This is a genomic window from Herbiconiux sp. A18JL235 (assembly GCF_040939305.1).
Classification (GTDB): Bacteria; Actinomycetota; Actinomycetes; order Actinomycetales; family Microbacteriaceae; genus Herbiconiux.
On sequence record NZ_CP162511.1, the window covers coordinates 692411 to 708765 of the forward strand.

The 16355-nt window shown below is 71.3% G+C and carries 10 protein-coding genes; 4 read left to right on the plus strand and 6 right to left on the minus strand.

Translation table 11 applies throughout. The features are described 5' to 3' along the window. The first annotated feature begins 62 nt into the window (after nucleotides 1-62). The 3 genes from ABFY20_RS03175 to ABFY20_RS03185 all read left to right on the plus strand — a co-directional run bounded on the left by ABFY20_RS03175 (nucleotide 63) and on the right by ABFY20_RS03185 (nucleotide 6873). Entirely contained in the window at nucleotides 63-3029 is a 2967-nt protein-coding gene (locus tag ABFY20_RS03175) for an MMPL family transporter (protein ID WP_368498505.1), read from the plus strand. Continuing rightward, on the plus strand, nucleotides 3026-5449 hold the full coding sequence (locus tag ABFY20_RS03180; protein ID WP_368498506.1) for a YhgE/Pip family protein: 2424 nt from the start codon (nucleotides 3026-3028) through the stop codon (nucleotides 5447-5449). The genes ABFY20_RS03175 and ABFY20_RS03180 overlap by 4 nt, the downstream gene beginning before the upstream one ends. 167 nt (nucleotides 5450-5616) lie before the next feature. Beyond that, nucleotides 5617-6873 carry a CynX/NimT family MFS transporter gene (locus ABFY20_RS03185; RefSeq protein ID WP_368498507.1) on the plus strand — a complete coding sequence of 419 codons (1257 nt, stop codon included), beginning with the start codon at nucleotides 5617-5619 and terminating at the stop codon, nucleotides 6871-6873. Between the two features lie 26 nt (nucleotides 6874-6899). Here the strand turns inward: ABFY20_RS03185 and ABFY20_RS03190 are convergent, their stop codons facing one another. Further along, entirely contained in the window at nucleotides 6900-8642 is a 1743-nt protein-coding gene (locus ABFY20_RS03190; protein ID WP_368499857.1) for an alpha-glucosidase, read from the minus strand. A gap of 60 nt (nucleotides 8643-8702) precedes the next feature. Between ABFY20_RS03190 and ABFY20_RS03195 the strand changes: the two genes are divergently transcribed. After that, nucleotides 8703-9629, plus strand: coding sequence for an LLM class F420-dependent oxidoreductase (locus ABFY20_RS03195; RefSeq protein ID WP_368498508.1), 927 nt, complete (start codon nucleotides 8703-8705; stop codon nucleotides 9627-9629). A 15-nt stretch (nucleotides 9630-9644) separates the two neighbouring features. On the opposite strand, the gene ABFY20_RS03200 is transcribed toward ABFY20_RS03195, so the two are convergent. Genes ABFY20_RS03200 through gabT form a run of 5 tightly spaced genes read right to left on the minus strand, consistent with a single transcriptional unit; the run spans nucleotide 9645 to nucleotide 16290 of the window. Further along, complete coding sequence (locus tag ABFY20_RS03200; RefSeq protein WP_368498509.1) at nucleotides 9645-11204, minus strand: APC family permease; 1560 nt, start codon at nucleotides 11202-11204, stop codon at nucleotides 9645-9647. Beyond that, nucleotides 11201-12085 (minus strand): universal stress protein, encoded by an 885-nt coding sequence (locus ABFY20_RS03205; RefSeq protein WP_368498510.1) that lies wholly within the window; start codon nucleotides 12083-12085, stop codon nucleotides 11201-11203. The genes ABFY20_RS03200 and ABFY20_RS03205 overlap by 4 nt, the downstream gene beginning before the upstream one ends. A gap of 19 nt (nucleotides 12086-12104) precedes the next feature. After that, nucleotides 12105-13574 (minus strand): NAD-dependent succinate-semialdehyde dehydrogenase, encoded by a 1470-nt coding sequence (locus tag ABFY20_RS03210; RefSeq protein ID WP_368498511.1) that lies wholly within the window; start codon nucleotides 13572-13574, stop codon nucleotides 12105-12107. Nucleotides 13575-13630: 56 nt separating this feature from the next. Continuing rightward, entirely contained in the window at nucleotides 13631-14905 is a 1275-nt protein-coding gene (locus ABFY20_RS03215) for a Glu/Leu/Phe/Val dehydrogenase (protein ID WP_368499858.1), read from the minus strand. 26 nt (nucleotides 14906-14931) lie between these two features. Beyond that, nucleotides 14932-16290: a 4-aminobutyrate--2-oxoglutarate transaminase gene (gene gabT, locus ABFY20_RS03220; protein ID WP_368498512.1), complete on the minus strand. Its 1359-nt coding sequence runs from the start codon at nucleotides 16288-16290 to the stop codon at nucleotides 14932-14934. Nucleotides 16291-16355: the final 65 nt, after the last annotated feature.

Consider the following 16355-nt stretch of genomic DNA (forward strand, 5'->3'; position numbering starts at 1 on the left):
CGCGACACCGAACACCCGACGACACCCGAACACCCGAACACCCGAACACCGAGGAGCTTCCCATGGCCACCCTGCTCTACCGCATCGGCCGGTTCGCCTACCGCAGAGCCTGGTACGTCGTCATCGCCTGGGTGTTCGCGCTGGGGGCAATCCTCGGCGGCGGGCTCGCGCTCGGAGGGCAGTTCCAGGAGAGCTTCACCATCCCGGGCACCGAGTCGCAGCAGACCATCGACAAGCTCGAGAACCTCTTCCCGGCCGCGGCGGGAGCCGGTGCCACGGTGGTGGTCGTCGCCCCCGAGGGCGCCTCGGTGAACGACGCCGACGTCACCCAGGAGATCACCGACGTCTCGAACGAGCTCGGCGACCTCGATCAGGTGGCGAGCGTCATCCCGCCCTACTCCGAGTACGCCACCAACCAGATCTCCGAAGACGGCACCACCGGCCTCATCAAGGTGCAGTTCGACGGGCCCGCCACCGACATCACCGACGCCACGCTCGACCAGGTGCAAGAGATCGGCAACAGCCTCACCGCCGACGGCATGCAGGTCTCCTACGGCGGCGAGGCCTTCCAGAGTCAGGAGTTCGGCCTCACCATCACCGAGGCCGTCGGTGTGCTGTTCGCCGGTGTCGTGCTGTTCATCACCTTCGGCTCCCTGCTCGCGGCGGGCCTCCCGCTGCTCACGGCCCTCCTCGGCGTGGGTCTGTCGACGGGCGGCATCATGGCGGTGGCGTTCTTCACCCCGGTGTCGAGCACTGCGCCGATGCTCGCCGTCATGATCGGCCTCGCGGTCGGCATCGACTACGCCCTGTTCATCCTGTCGAGGCACCGGAGCCAGTTGGCTCAGGGAATGGATGCGGAGGAGTCGGCAGCGCAATCGGTCGCGACCGCGGGTGCCGCGGTGCTCTTCGCCGGCCTCACCGTCATCATCGCGCTGCTGGGCCTGCTCGTGGTGGGCATCCCGTTCCTCTCCGTCATGGGCGTCGGCGCCGCGTTCGCGGTGCTGGTGGCTGTACTCGTGGCGCTCACGATGCTGCCCGCCATCATGGGCGTGGCGAAGGGGCGGCTCGCGCCGAAGCCCGGTTCCCGCGCTCACCGGCGGCTTCTCGCCGCCACCGAGCACGAGGCCGACGAGGAGGGTTCGAAGGCGCACAAGCCGTCACTCGGCGGCCGCTGGGTCGCGCTCGTCATGAAGGCGCCCGTCGTCTTCCTCATCGCCGTGATCGGCCTGCTGGGTGTGGCGAGCATCCCGGCGTTCAGCCTCGACCTCAATCTGCCCACGGCCGCGTCGCAGCCGGAGGGGTCGACCACCCGCGTCGCCTACGACACGGTCGCCGAGAAGTTCGGGCCCGGGTACAACGGCACGGTGGTGGTGGTCGCCGACATCACCCAGACCACCGACGTGCTGAACGACCTCGACAGCATCCGCAAGGAGCTCGAGACGGTTCCCGGCGTGGCCACCGTGGGCCCCGGCCTTCCCGACGAGACCCTCGACACCGCGATCTTCCAGGTCATCCCCACCACCGCCCCCGACTCGCCCGAGACGAAGGCTCTCGTGGAGCGGCTCCGCGAGCTGAGCCCGACGATCGACGAGGAATACGGCACCCCGTTCACCGTGAGCGGCCAGACGGCCGTGGCGATCGACGTCTCGAACCAGCTGACCGCGGCGCTGCTGCCCTTCGGCGTGCTCGTGGTGGGCCTGTCGATCGTGCTGCTGGCGATGGTGTTCCGCTCGATCGCGGTGCCCATCAAGGCGGCGCTCGGCTTCGTGCTCACCATCGGAGCCTCCTTCGGTGTGACGGTCGCCGTGTTCCAGTGGGGGTGGGCCGCCGACCTGCTGAACGTGCACGCGACCGGGCCGATCATCAGCTTCCTGCCCATCCTGCTCATGGCGATCCTGTTCGGGCTCGCGATGGACTACGAGGTCTTCCTCGTCTCGGGCATGCGCGAGGAGTACGTCAAGACGAAGGATGCGCGGCGGGCCGTGCGCATCGGTTTCCAGCACGGTGCTCGCGTGGTCACCGCTGCCGCACTCATCATGTTCTTCGTGTTCTTCGCCTTCGTGCCCGAGGGGGAAGGGCCGATCAAGGCCATCGCGCTCGCGCTCGCCGTGGGTGTGGCGGTCGACGCCTTCCTGGTGCGCATGACCCTGGTGCCCGCGGTGATGACGCTGCTCGGTCGGCGCGCCTGGTACCTGCCGCGCTGGCTCGACAAGGTGCTGCCGAACGTCGACGTGGAGGGCGAGAGCCTGCGCGACCACATCGAGGAGCGCGACTGGGCCGCCGACCGCGAGGGCGATGTCGTGACGGCGGAGCGGCTCGAGGTCGCGGGGGCCGTCGGCCCGGTGTCGTTCTCGCTGCCGTTCGGTGCCGCCGCGGTGCTCGTGGGCGACACGCAGTCGCGCCGGCTCGTGGGTGCGGCGCTCGCCGGGCGCATCGCGCCGGCCGGCGGGCACCTGCAGGTGCTCGGGCACGGGTTGCCGTCGGAGGCGGCGGATGTCGCGGGCGCCGTGACCCTGGTCGACCTCGAGTCGCGCCGCCTCGACGCCAGCACCACGGTGGGCGACGCGCTGCTCGAACGGTTGCGGCTCGCGAAGCCGTGGTTCAGGCGGGTGCCGGCGCGCACTGCGTCGGGGCTCGTGGGCCGCATCAACCTCGCGCTCGACGCGTTCGACGACGAGGAGCAGATCGACATCCACCGCACGATCGGCGAGCTCTCGCCGCTCGCAGCCACGCTGCTGAACGTGGCGATGGGTGTCGCCGACGGCGCGCGGGTGACCGTGGCCGACGCCGGTGACGGCGAGTTCACGAGCACGTCGACACTCGGCTTCGCGGCGGCGGTCGCCGCTGTCGCGGGACTCGACACCACCGTCGTGATCGGGCTCGACCGGGTGAGTGCCGGGGCCGCCGACACGCTCGGGGGCAGGCCGCTCGTGGTGATCGACCTCGACGCCTCCGCCGCGGCTTCCGCATCCGCTACCTCCGAATCCGCTACTTCCGCATCCGCCGCTTCTGAAGGAGCCCTCCGATGAGCGCCTCGACCTCCACCCCCACGCCCCGCATGCGGCGGCGCACCAAGATCGTGCTGGCAGTGCTCGCCCTGCTGGCCGTGGTGTTCACGCCGCTCGCCGTGAACGGCCTGTTCGCGGGTGCGCTCGCGAACGCCGACACGAATCTCACCACCATCCCGGCGGCGATCGTGAACAACGACGAGATGACCCGCACCACCAACGCCGACGGCACCGAGACGGTGAACTTCGCCGGCCGCGCCGTCGTCACCGAGCTCACCGGCGGCGACTCCGGCTTCGGCTGGACCGTCACCAACTCCGACGACGCCCAGGCGGGCCTCGCCGACGGCCGCTACTACGCCGTTATGACCATCCCGCCGAGCTTCTCGGCGTCGGTCAACACCCTGGGCAGCACGAGCCCTGAGAAGGGTCTCATCCAGATCGAGACGGATGCGTCGCACGGCTACCTCTCCGGGATCGTCGCGTCGACGGTGGCCTCGGCGGTGCAGGCGAACTTCGGGTCGTTCGTCACCGCGCAGGTGGTGAACGGCATCTACACCGGCTTCGACAAGGTCGGCACGAGCCTCACCGACGCCGCCGACGGGGCCGCCCAGCTCGCCACCGGCGCCGACGGCCTCGCCGACGGCTCCTCCCAGCTCGCCGACGGCCTCGGCAAGCTCGCCGACGGCGCCTCCGCCGCGGCCCCCGGTGCCACGCAGCTCGCCGACGGCCTCGGCCAGCTCGCCGACGGCGCGTCCGCAGCCGCCCCCGGCGCCACCCAACTCGCCGACGGCCTCACCCAGCTCTCCGACGGCGCGGCGCAGACCGCGCCCGGCGCGACGCAGCTGGCGGACGGCTTGGGTCGGCTCTCGTCCGGCGCCTCCCAGACCGCCGCCGGCACCGCGCAGCTCGCCGATGGTGTCGACCAGGTCTCGACGGGCGCCACCGCCTTGGCGGGCGGGGTCGAGCAATTCCGCACGGGTGTGAGCCAGTACACCGATGGGGTCTCGCAGCTGGCTGCCGGGCTCGACCAGCTCGCGACCAGCACGACCGGGCTGGGGCAGCTCTCGACCGGCGTCGCGGACTACACCGCGGGCGTCACGCAGTCGGCGAATGGCGCCTCCGCCCTCGCAGCCGCTGCTGCCGCCGATCCGACTGTGCCCGCCTACGTCGTCGAAGGGCTTGCGCAGCTTTCCGGCGGACTCAACGATCTCTCCGACGGCGGTGCAGCCCTGTCCCAGGGCGCAGCCGGGCTGCCCGATCTCGAATCGGGCATCGCGCAGACCGCGGCGGGGGCTGATGCGCTCGCCGCCGGGGGTTCCTCTCTCACCGATGGAGCGGCCGGCCTCTCCGACGGTGCCGCGAACCTCGCGGACGGGCTCGCGCAGCTCGCACCGGGTGCGCAGCAGCTCGCCGATGGCGCGGGTCAGGTCGCTGGGGGGCTGGCGCAGACGGCACCAGGTGCCCAGCAGTTGGCAGATGGTGTCAATCAGCTGGCCGGGGGGCTGGCGCAGACGGCGCCGGGGGCGACGGCGTTGGCCGACGGGGTGTCGCAGTTGGCGTCGGGGCTCGAGCAGACGGCGCCGGGGGCGACGGCGTTGGCCGACGGGGTGTCGCAGCTGGCCGACGGTGTGGCGCAGACGGTGCCGGGCGCCGAGCAGCTCTCCGACGGGGCCTCGCAGCTCGGCGACGGGGCGCAGCAGCTCTCCGACGGGCTCACCACGGGTGCCGAGCAGCTCACCGGCACGGTGCCGAGCGACACGGCCGACGCCGCCGACGTGGTGGCTCAGCCGCTGTCGGTCGACACCACCACCCTCAACGAGGTGTCGGGCGTGGGGCAGATCGTGTCGACGATCCTCCTGCCCGTCGCGCTCTGGCTCGGCGCGCTCGCCGTCTTCCTCTGGCTGCGGCCGCTCTCGCGGGCCGTGCTCGCCTCGAGCGCACCCACGGCGCGACTCGCGCTCCGCACCTTCGGTCGCGCGGCCGGCGTCGCCGCGGTTCAGGCCGGGCTGCTGGTGGCCTTCCTGCACCTCGTGCTCGGTGTGGCCTGGAGCTCGCTCCCCGCGACCCTCGGGTTCTCGCTGCTCGTGGCGCTGGCGTTCACCGCGTTCCAGCAGTTCCTCAGCACCGCGTTCGGTCGGCTCGGCTCGGTGATCTCGGTGGTGCTGCTCGCGCTGCAGCTCGCCGCGACAGGAGGGCTCTACCCGGTGGAGCTGCTCTCCGGCCCCTTCCAGGCGGTGAACGCCATCAGCCCGCTGAGCTACGCCGTCTCGGGCATCCAGACCATCCTCACCGGCGGGCAGGCGGGCACCGTCGTGACCGCGTGCCTCGTGATGGCGGTGATGCTCGTCGTCAGCGTCGCGCTCTCCGTCGCCGCGCTGGCCAGGCGCCGGCGCCCGGTGGAGATCGGATGGGTGGTGCCTGTGGCGCCCGCCACGGCGTAGCCCGGCGGAGGCGCGCCAATGCTGCTCGCGCTCCGCGACACCCGGCGGCGCCGGCGCGCCCCGGGTACCCGGCCCGCGCGTACCATGGAGGAGCACCAGCCCGCTCCCCACCGATGACGGTCAGCCGTCGGCGGTGCGGGGCGGCGACCGGGAACCGAGACCCTCCGATGAACCGAGCCTTCCGCGCGGCCCTGCCCGTCACCCTGGTGCTGGGCGTGGTGTTCGTCGGTTTCATCCTGCGCGGCCCGATCGTCGCGGTGGCCCCCGTCACCGGCTCGATCAGCGCCGACCTCGGCCTGAACGCTGCTCAGGCCGGTCTCCTCACGAGCCTCCCGGTGCTCTGCTTCGCCGTCATGACGCCGTTCGCGTCGCTGTTCATCGGCAAGGCCGGCGCGAACCTCTCCACCACGATCGCCATCCTCGGTGTGGGCATCGGCTCGATCGTGCGCTCGGCCGGGGGAGTGGAGGCCACCTTCGTCGGCACCGTCATCATGGGCGCCTTCATCACCATCGGCAACGTGGTCATCCCGGTCATCATCCGCCGCGACGTGCCCGAGCAGCGCGTCGGCATCGTCACCGGCGCCTACACGGCGGCCATGAACGTGAGCTCGATGATCACCTCGCTGGCCACGGTGCCGCTCGCCGCTGCCTTCGGCTGGCGCGGCGCCCTGCTCGCGTGGACGGGCTTCGTCGTGCTCGCCGCCATCGCCTGGTTCGTGGCGGTGGGCCGCAAGGCGCTGCGCTGGGGCCCGGTGAAGCCCGCCGTCGAGACGGGCGCCGTCGACACCATCGCCATCGACACCAGGGGCATCCCGCTCGCCGCCCCCGAGCCGCGCACCTGGCGCAACCTCTCGGCGGTGCTGCTCGCGCTCGCCTTCGCCGGCCAGGCGTTCTCGTACTACGGGCTCACCGCCTGGTTCCCCACCGTGCTCGAACAGCAGCTCGGCTACTCGGCGACGGATGCGGGAGCCAGCTCCTCCATCTTCCAGATCGCTGCGGTGATCGGCGCGCTGGGCGTGCCGCTGCTCGCTCAGCGCATCGGCATCCCGCCCACCTTCGCGCTCGTGGCGGCACTCTGGGTGACCTTTCCGCTCGGGCTCATGTTCGCGCCGGAGGGCTGGCTCGCCTGGGGCTTCCTCGGCGGCGTCGCCCAGGGCGGCGGCATCACCGTGGTCTTCATGCTGGTGGTGCAGCTCTCGTTCACGGGCACCCACGCCCGCCGGCTCTCGGCCATGGTGCAGGGCACCGGCTACGCCCTGGGCGCCACCGCCCCCACCCTCATCGGCGCCGTGCACGACGCCTCCGGCAACTGGACCCTCGCCATCGGCGTCGTGCTCATCGCCACCCTCGTCTTCGCCGCCGCCGGCCTCACCGGCGCCCTCCGCGCCACCGGCCCCCGCGGCCCCCGCGCCCCGCGACGCTAGCGCGAGAACACAAGTCTCCCCGAGCCTCAGTCGCGGGCCAGGTAGACCTTCGCCTCCCAGGGGGCCAGTGGTGCGGCCGCGTCGGGCGAGCCCTCCGAGCCGGGGAGGTTGGTGAGCAGCACCTCTGCGTCTTCCCACCGCTCGAACACCGCTGCGGTGAACGAGGGAACGCGTTCGTCGGACGACAGGTTGGCGACCACGAGCATCCGCTCGCCGTCGCCGGAGTCGGCCCCGGCCCGCTCGAACGCGAACACCGCGTCGTCTCCTGCGTCGACACGCGTGAACGAGCCCGTCGCGACCACCGGATGCTCGTGCCGCAGCGCGATCAGCGCCCGGTAGTGGGCGAGCACCGAGTGGGCATCCCCGTCCTGCGCCGCGACCGAGATGCGGGAGCTGTTCGGGTTGACGGCGATCCACGGCGTGCCCGAGGTGAAGCCCGCCTGCTCCGACCCGTCCCACTGCACCGGGGTGCGGGCGTTGTCGCGGCTCATCGACGCCAGGCCGAGGAGGGCCTCGGCGGGGCTCGACCCCGAGTCGAGGTCGTCGGCGTAGTGGTTCAGCGACTCGACGTCGCGGAAGTCGTCGATGGAGGCGAACGGCGTGTTCGTCATGCCGATCTCCTGGCCCTGGTAGACGTAGGGAGTGCCGCGCTGCAGGTGCAGCATGGTGGCGAGCGCCGTCGCCGAGGCGCGCCAGTGCTCGCCGTCGTCGCCGAAGCGCGACACCGAACGGGCCTGGTCGTGGTTCTCGAGGTAGAGGCTGTTCCAGCCGGTCTCGGCCAGCGCATCCTGCCACCGGGTGAGGTTCGCAGCGAGCTCGCCGGGCTCCAGCCGCCGCGGCCGGAACTTCGTGGCCGGCCCGTGGTCGAGCCCGACGTGCTCGAACTGGAACACCATGTCGACCTCGCCGCGAGCGGGGTCGGTGAACAGCACGGCCTCCTCGGTGCTCACCCCGGGCGTCTCGCCCACGGTGATGAGCCCGTCGCGCCCTGCGAACACCTCGCGGTGCATCTCCTGCAGGAACTCGTGCAGCCGCGGCCCCGAGGTGTAGTGCGCGGCGCCGTTCGCGAGCGTGCGGCCGGGCAGCGGCTCGGCGTCGGGGAGCGTCAGCACCTTCGAGATGAGGTTGATCACGTCCATCCTGAACCCGTCGACGCCCCGGTCGAGCCACCAGCGCATCATCGCGTAGACGGCGTGCCGCACCTCGGGGTTCTCCCAGTTGAGGTCGGGCTGCTTGCGGTCGAACAGGTGCAGGTAGTACTCGCCGCTGGCCTCGTCGAACTGCCACACCGAGCCCGAGAAGAACGACTCCCAGTTGTTCGGCTCGGCGCCGGGCGTGCCCGGCTCGAAGCCCTCGCGAGCCTTCCGCCACCAGTACCAGTCGCGCTTCGGGCTGTCGGTGGCCGAGCGCGACTCCACGAACCACGGATGCTCGTCGGAGCTGTGGTTGACCACCAGGTCCATGACCAGCTTCATGCCGCGGCGGTGCACCTCGTCGAGCAGCTCGTCGAAGTCGGCGAGGGTGCCGAACACGGGGTCGATGTCCTGGTAGTCGCTGATGTCGTAGCCGTTGTCGGCCTGGGGCGAGCGGTAGATGGGCGAGAGCCAGACCACGTCGACGCCGAGCCGCTCGAGGTGGTCGAGCCGCTGCAGGATGCCCCGCAGATCGCCGACACCATCCCCGTTCGAGTCCTGGAAGCTCCGCGGATAGATCTGATAGACCACCGCCCCCTTCCACCAATCGCCAGCCGTACCCTCCGTCACGCTCATAGCCATGCCACAAGCTAACCATCCCCTCCGACACGGCTGTTCCCGCACTAGCCTTGAACCATGGACTTCCGCATCTTCACCGAGCCCCAGCAGGGCGCCAGCTACGACGAACTCCTCGCTGTCGCGAAGGCCACCGAGGAGCTCGGTTTCGACGCCTTCTTCCGCTCTGACCACTACCTGCGCATGGGTGAGGGCGACCCGGGCTACGGCCCCACCGACGCCTGGACGACGCTGGCCGGCCTGGCCCGCGAGACCGAGCGCATCCGCCTCGGCACCCTGGTCTCCTCGGTCACCTACCGCTACCCGGGCATCCTCGCCATCCAGGTGGCGCAGGTCGACCAGATGTCGGGCGGCCGCGCCGAGCTGGGGCTCGGCACCGGCTGGTTCGAGGCCGAGCACAAGGCCTACGGCATCCCCTTCCCGCCCAAGCGCTTCGACCTGCTCGAGGAGCAGCTCGAGATCGTCACCGGGCTCTGGACGACCGAGCGCGGTGAGACCTACTCCTACACCGGCGAGCACTACGCGCTGGAGAACTCGCCGGCCCTGCCGAAGCCGGTGCAGTCGCCGCTGCCCGTCATCGTGGGCGGCAAGGGCGCGAAGCGCACCCCGCTGCTGGCGGCCCGCTACGCCACCGAGTTCAACGCCCCGTTCCCCGACCCCGGCACCCTCCCCGAGCTGTTCGAGAACGTGCGCCGCGCCTGCGACGAGATGGGCCGCGACCCCGACGACATGGTCTACTCGGCCGCGCTCGTGGCCGTCGTGGGTGCCGACGAGGCGGAGTTCGCGCGTCGCGCCGCTGCCGTGGGCCGTGAGCCCGAGGAGCTGCGGATGAACGGGCTGGCCGGCACCGCATCCGAGGTCGTCGACAAGATCGGTGCGCTGCGCGAGCAGGGCGCCGAGCGCGTCTACCTGCAGATCCTCGACCTGGGCGACCTCGACCACCTCGACTTCATCGCCCGCGAGGTGGTCTCGAAGATCTCCGAGTGACGACGGTGCGGCGCTCTACTCCGGCAGCGCCGCATCCGCTTCGTTGGCGTCGCCGGCGATGCCGCGGGCGAGCGTCTTGTTGCGGAAGAAGTCGGGCCGAAGCTTCGCCTGCACCAGCATGATGACGATGCCGGCGACGATGATGATCATGCCCAGGATGAACACGAGGCCGACGCCGCCGATGTTCGAGCCGCTGCCGTAGTCGGGGTTGGCGCTCTCGATGAGCGTCGTGACGAACAGCACCGCCAGGATGAGCCCGCCGACCAGTGGCGCGAAGAACTGGAAGAACGCGTTGCGCGCGCTGGCGAACCACTGCTTGCGGAAGTACCAGACGCACGCGAACGCGGTGAGCCCGTAGTAGAAGCAGATGAGCATGCCGAGCGTGGTGATGGTGTCCCACAGCACATCTTCGGAGATGAACCGCATGACGGTGTAGAACACGGAAGCGACGACGCTCGACACGATGGTGGCGTAGCCCGGGGTGAAGAACCGCGGGTGCACCTTCGAGAACTTCGGCGACAGCGCGCCGTAGTGCCCCATGGCGAGGAGCGTTCGGGCGGGGGAGACGAAGGTCGACTGCAGCGACGCCGCCGACGACGACAGCACCGCGATCGACACCAGGATGGCGAGCGGCCCGAGGATGGGCCCGGCCAGCGAGAAGAACACGTTGCCCTGGATGTCGGGGTTGCCGAGCCCGTACTCGCCCTCGCCGACGCCCGCGTAGTTGATGAGCGCGACGGTGAGGAAGAGGTAGAGCACGACGATGATGATCACCGTGGCGGTGGCGGCCTTGCCCGGGGTCGACGAGGAGCCCTTGGTCTCCTCGCTCATGGTGAGCGTGACGTCCCACCCCCAGAAGATGAAGATCGACAGCGAGAGCCCCGCGGCGAAGGCGCTGAACGAGCCAACGGCGAAGGGGTTGAACCAGTCGAGCGAGATGGGCAGGGCGTCGAAGGCGTCGCCCGCGGCGACATGGATGAACGCGACGATGCCGAAGAACACCATGACGAGCAACTGGAAGCCCACCAGCACGTACTGCAGCTTCTGCGTGGTCTGCATGTCGCGGTACGAGATGAGGGTCGCGCCGAGCATGAACGCCAGGCAGGTGACCACGTTGATGAACGGATTCGTGGTGAGTTCGGCGATGCCGGGGTTCTGGAAGATCTGCGACAGCATCAGGTAGAAGAAGTCGACGGCGATGCCGGCGAGGTTCGACAGCACCACGATGGTGGCGGCGATGAGGCCCCAGCCCGCCATCCAGCCGATCCACGGCCCGAAGGCTCGCGTCGCCCAGGTGAACGAGGTGCCCGAGTCGGGCATGCGGCTGTTGAGCTCGCGGTAGCCGAAGGCCACGAGGAGCATCGGGATGAAGCCGACGAGGAAGATGGCGGGCACGTGCGTGCCGACCTCGGCGACGGTGGGGCCGAGCGCGCCGGTGAGGGTGTAGGCCGGGGCGATGCAGGAGATGCCGATGACGATGGCGCCGATGAGGCCCACCGTCCCGGCGCCGAGGCCCTTCTTCGACAGGGCTGCGGTGGCCGCCGTGACGGGGGCGCTGGTCTCGGGAGGGGTCATGAGGCGTCTCCGATGGTGACTGCCGCGTCGCGGGGAACGACGACGAGCGGGACGGGCAGTTCGCGCAGCATCTTCGCCGCGGTCGAACCGAGGAACAGCTGCCGGGGCTGCGCCAGCCGGCTCGAGCCCACCAGGGCGATCTCGGTGGGCTCCCAGTCGAGGCCGCTGACGGCGTCTTCGACCCGGTTCCCGGTGACGACCTCCGAGGTCACCTCGACGTCGTCGGGCAGATCGGATGCAGCCCGCTCGAGCACCGACCTGGCATGGGCGGCGGCGCGCACGAGCGCGTCGTGGTGGTGGGAGTCGACGGGCTGGTCGAGGGCGACCAGCGAGATCAGGCGCAGCGGCAGATGGGCTGCGCGCGCCGCCCCGATGGCGGAGTCGAGCAGCGCCTCGGCGCCGGGCCGCGTGCCGACCGCACAGGTGATGCGGGTGAGCGGCGCGTCGCCCGTGGCGTCGCGGCAGCCGACGGGGGCCAGGGCCACCGGCACGGTCGCCGCGTGCAGCAGCGCGTTCGCGGCGCTGCCGAGGGTGAACCGCCCGAGGATGCCGCCGCGCGCAGCGCCCACCACGATGAGCCGCGCGTCGAGCACGCGGGCCGCGTCGAGCACACCGTCGGCGAACGACTCGGCGTAGACGACGTGCGAGGCCGCCCGCACGTCGCCCGGCACCGTGCCGAGCGCCTCGGCGAGCCAGCCCTCGGCCGTCTCCCTGACGTAGCGCTCGTAGCCGGGGTCGGCCGGCACGATCGTCGCCCGCTCCTCGCTCGAGAGCACCAGCACGAGGTCGAGACGGGCACCCGTGGCCCGGGCGAGACGCACCCCCAGGGCGAGGGCGTCGCGCCCGGCGGGGGTGTCGGTGTAGCCGACGATGAATCTCATCTCGCGGTCGTCCTCCGGTTCAGCTGTTCGGGATGAGGGTGTACTTCGTCGAGAGGTACTCGTGGATGCCCTCGGCCCCGCCCTCGCGGCCGAGCCCCGACTGCTTCACCCCACCGAAGGGTGCTGCGGCGTTCGAGAGCACACCCACGTTCAGACCCATCATGCCGGTGTCGAGCGCCTTGATCATGCGCTGGCCGCGGGCGAGCGACTCGGTGAACACGTAGGAGACGAGTCCGTACTCGGTGTCGTTGGCCAGGCGCACGGCCTCGGCCTCGTCGTCGAACTCGACGATGGAGACCACCGGCCCGAAGATCTCCTCGCGCAGGATGTCGCTGCCGAACGGCACCCCCGTCACCACGGTCGGCTCGAAGAAGCTGCCCGCGCCCTCGAGGGCGTGGCCGCCCACGACGAGGGTGGCGCCGCGCCCGACGGCGTCGTCGACGAGTTCGCCGGTCTTGGCGACCGCTTTGTCGTCGATCAGCGGGCCGATGGTGACGCCCTCCTCGGTGCCGCGGCCGATGCGCAGGGCGCGCACCCGCTCGGCGAGCTTGTCGGCGAAGGCCTTCGCCACGGCGCTGTGCACGATGAAGCGGTTGGCGGCCGTGCATGCCTGGCCGATGTTCCGGAACTTCGCGGCCATCGCCCCGTCGACCGCCTTGTCGAGGTCGGCGTCGTCGAACACGACGAAGGGGGCGTTGCCGCCGAGCTCCATCGAGGTGCGCAGAACCTTGTCGGCGGCCTGCTTCATGAGTGCCTTGCCCACCGGCGTCGACCCGGTGAAGGAGAGCTTGCGCAGGCGCGGGTCGGCGATGATCGGGTCGGAGAGCTTCGCCGACGCCGAGGTGGTGACCACGTTGAGCACGCCCTTCGGCAGACCCGCCTCTTCGAACAGGCCCGCGAGGAACAGGGTGGTGAGCGGCGTGAGCGCCGCGGGCTTCACCACGACCGTGCAACCGGCGGCGAGTGCGGGCCCGATCTTGCGGGTCGCCATCGCGAGCGGGAAGTTCCAGGGGGTGATGAGGAAGCAGGGGCCGACGGGCCGCTGCGACACGACCATCTGCCCGGTGCCCTCGGGGTTGTCGCCGTAGCGCCCGGTGATGCGCACCGCCTCCTCCGAGAACCAGCGCAGGAACTCGCCGCCGTAGGTCACCTCGCCCTGCGCCTCGGCCAGCGGCTTGCCCATCTCGAGCGTCATGAGCAGTGCCGCCTCGTCGCGCCGCTCCTGCAGCAGGTCGAAGGTGCGGCGGAGGATCTCGCCGCGCACCCGTGCGGGCGTCGCCGCCCACTCGTCGGCAGCGGCGACAGCGGCGTCGAGCGCGCGCATCCCGTCGGCCGGAGAGGCGTCGGCGATGGCGACCAGGCGCTCGCCGGTGGCCGGGTCGAACACGTCGAGGGTCTTGTCGCCCTCGCCCGCCACCCACTCGCCGCCGATGAACAGGCGGTTCGGGATGCGGGAGATCAGCTCGGTCTCGTGCGGTGCGGTGGTCATGGGGCTGTCCTTCGTCGTCATGGGGTGCATCGGATGGTACCGGAGAGGGTGATCGATCAGGGGTAGAGGCCGCGCTGGCGGTGCGCCTCGGTGACGCGCTGCACGGCAAGGGCCGTCGCCGCCGCGCGCAGGGTGAGGTCGTGCTGGGTGGCGAAGCGGGTGACGTCGTGCCAGCCGCCGAGCATCCGTTCGGCCAGGCGCGACTCGACCTCGTCGAGACCCCAGCGGAACGACTGGTTCGACTGCACCCACTCGAAGTACGACACGATCACGCCGCCGGCGTTGGCGAGGATGTCGGGGACGACGAGCACACCGGAGTCGGCGAGCACCCGGTCGGCCTCGCGGGTGGTGGGGCCGTTGGCGCCCTCCACCACGACCCGGGCGGCGATGCGCGAGGCGTTCTGGGCGTTGATGACGCCCTCCACCGCGGCCGGCACGAGCAGGTCGACGGCCAGTTCGAGCAGCTCGTCGCCCTCGATCGGCTCGGCGTTCCCGAAGCCGACCACCGAGCCCGTCTCATCGACGTGCCGCGCGAGCGCCTCGATGTCGAGTCCGCCCGAGGCGTGCACCGCTCCGTACTGGTCGGCGACCGCCACCACGGCGACACCCGCCTGCTGCAGGAAGCGGGCTGCGTCGCGGCCGACCTTGCCGAAGCCCTGCACGGCGGCGGTCGCCGCGCGGTGCTCGATGCCGAGCGAGTCGAGGGCGGCGAGTGCGACGTGCACCACCCCGCGTGAGGTCGCGCTCGAGCGCCCGAGCGAGCCGCCGAGGCTGAGCGGCTTGCCGGTGACGACTCCGGGCACGGTGTGGCCCTTGCTCACCGAGTAGGTGTCCATGATCCAGGCCATGACGTTCTCGTCGGTGCCGATGTCGGGGGCGGGGATGTCGTGCTGCGGGCCGATGATCGGCAGGATCTCGGTGGTGTAGCGCCTCGTCACCCGCTCGAGCTCAGCACGCGAGTGCAGCCGCGGGTCGATCGCCACACCGCCCTTGGCGCCGCCGTAGGGCACGTCGAGCAGGGCGCACTTCCAGGTCATCCACATGGCGAGCGCCCGCACCTCGTCGAGGCCGACGCCCGGACTGTAGCGGAGGCCGCCCTTCGCGGGCCCGCGCGAGATGTTGTGCTGCACGCGGTAGCCCGTGAGCACCTCGACCGAGCCGTCGTCGCGGCGCAGAGGGATGCTCACGGTAAGTTCGCGCCGGGAGGCGGCGAGGGTGGCGTGGGTGCCTTCGTCGTAGCCGTGGAACGCGACGGCCTCGGCGAGCTGCGAGTGCGCATCCGTCAGCGCCTGCACCCCGGCCTCCGCAGCGGCGGGCGCGCCGGCCGTGATGGCGCCGCCCGCGGTCACCGGCGCGTTCACGAGGCGGCCAGCGCGTCGCGCAGCACGTCGAGGCCCTCGAGCGCCAGCTCGTCGGAGATGGCCAGCGGCGGGAGGAAGCGGATGACGTTGCCGTACGTGCCGCAGGTGAGGAGCACGAGGCCCGCCGCGTGGGCGGCGGCGGCGACGCGGCCGGTGAGGGCGGCGTCGGGTTCGCCGGTCGCCGGGTCGACAAGCTCGATCGCCATCATCGCGCCCCGGCCGCGCACGTCGCCGATGCGCCGGTCGTTCACGCGGAGGGCGTTGAGGCGGCCGCGGAACAGCGTCTCGAGCTCGCGGGCCCGCTCGACCAGGTTCTCGCTGCGGTAGCTCTCGATGGTGGCGAGGGCCGCGGCGCAGGCGATCGGGTTGCCGGTGTAGGTGCCGCCGAGACCGCCCGCGTGAGCCGAATTCATGATGTCGGCGCGGCCGGTGACGGCCGAGAGCGGGAGCCCGCCGGCGATGCCCTTCGCGGTGACGATGAGGTCGGGCTCGATGCCCTCGTGCTCGCTGGCGAAGAAGGCGCCCGTGCGGGCGAAGCCGGTCTGCACCTCGTCGGCGATGAACACCACGTCGTTCGCGCGCGCCCAGCGCTGCAGAGCCGGGAGGAAGCCCTCCGCCGGAACGATGAAGCCGCCCTCGCCCTGGATGGGCTCGATGATGATGGCGGCGAGGTTCGCGGCGCCGATCTGCTTCTCGATCACGCTGATCGCCCGCGCCGCCGCGGCCTCGCCGGAGAGCCCGCCGTCGCGGAACGGGTACGACAGCGGTGCGCGGTAGACCTCGGGGGCGAACGGGCCGAAGCCCGACTTGTAGGGCATGGCCTTGGCGGTGAGCGCCATGGTGAGGTTGGTGCGCCCGTGGTAGGCGTGGTCGAAGGCGACGACAGCCTGCCTGCCGGTGTGGTGGCGGGCGATCTTCACGGCGTTCTCGACGGCCTCGGCGCCGGAGTTGAAGAGCGCTGTGCGCTTGTCGAAGTCTCCCGGGGTCAGCTCGTTCAGCTTCTCGGCCACGGCGACGTAGCCCTCGTAACCGGTGATGGTGAAGCAGGTGTGGGTGAAGGCGGCGACCTGGGCGCTCACCGCCTCAACCACGGCGGGCGCCGAGTTGCCCACCCCGGTCACAGCTATGCCCGAGCCGAAGTCGATGAGCGAGTTGCCGTCGATGTCGCGGAGGATGCCGCCTCCGGCAGCCTCGACGTAGACGGGGAGGGTGACGCCCACGCCATCGGCGACGGCGGCGGTCTTGCGGGCGTGCAGCTCACGGGAGCGCGGGCCGGGAATCTCGGTGACGAGCTCACGGCGCTGGGGGAGAGAGGGCCCTCCGGTGACGGGCGGGGCGGTGGGGGCGATGGTCACGAGGTCCTCCTGGTCACGACGGTGGGCGGTGCGCCCTCCACGCTAGGTCGCCGCCCACGCCTTCG

Excerpts from the sequence above, each read along its gene's own strand:
- ABFY20_RS03200 (WP_368498509.1), bottom strand. The coding sequence starts at position 11,204 with ATGACCCCTCCCGAGACCAGCGCCCCCGTCACGGCGGCCACCGCAGCC.
- ABFY20_RS03180 (WP_368498506.1), top strand. The coding sequence starts at position 3,026 with ATGAGCGCCTCGACCTCCACCCCCACGCCCCGCATGCGGCGGCGCACC.
- ABFY20_RS03205 (WP_368498510.1), bottom strand. The coding sequence starts at position 12,085 with ATGAGATTCATCGTCGGCTACACCGACACCCCCGCCGGGCGCGACGCC.
- ABFY20_RS03190 (WP_368499857.1), bottom strand. The coding sequence starts at position 8,642 with ATGAGCGTGACGGAGGGTACGGCTGGCGATTGGTGGAAGGGGGCGGTG.
- ABFY20_RS03210 (WP_368498511.1), bottom strand. The coding sequence starts at position 13,574 with ATGACCACCGCACCGCACGAGACCGAGCTGATCTCCCGCATCCCGAAC.
- ABFY20_RS03195 (WP_368498508.1), top strand. The coding sequence starts at position 8,703 with ATGGACTTCCGCATCTTCACCGAGCCCCAGCAGGGCGCCAGCTACGAC.
- ABFY20_RS03175 (WP_368498505.1), top strand. The coding sequence starts at position 63 with ATGGCCACCCTGCTCTACCGCATCGGCCGGTTCGCCTACCGCAGAGCC.
- ABFY20_RS03185 (WP_368498507.1), top strand. The coding sequence starts at position 5,617 with ATGAACCGAGCCTTCCGCGCGGCCCTGCCCGTCACCCTGGTGCTGGGC.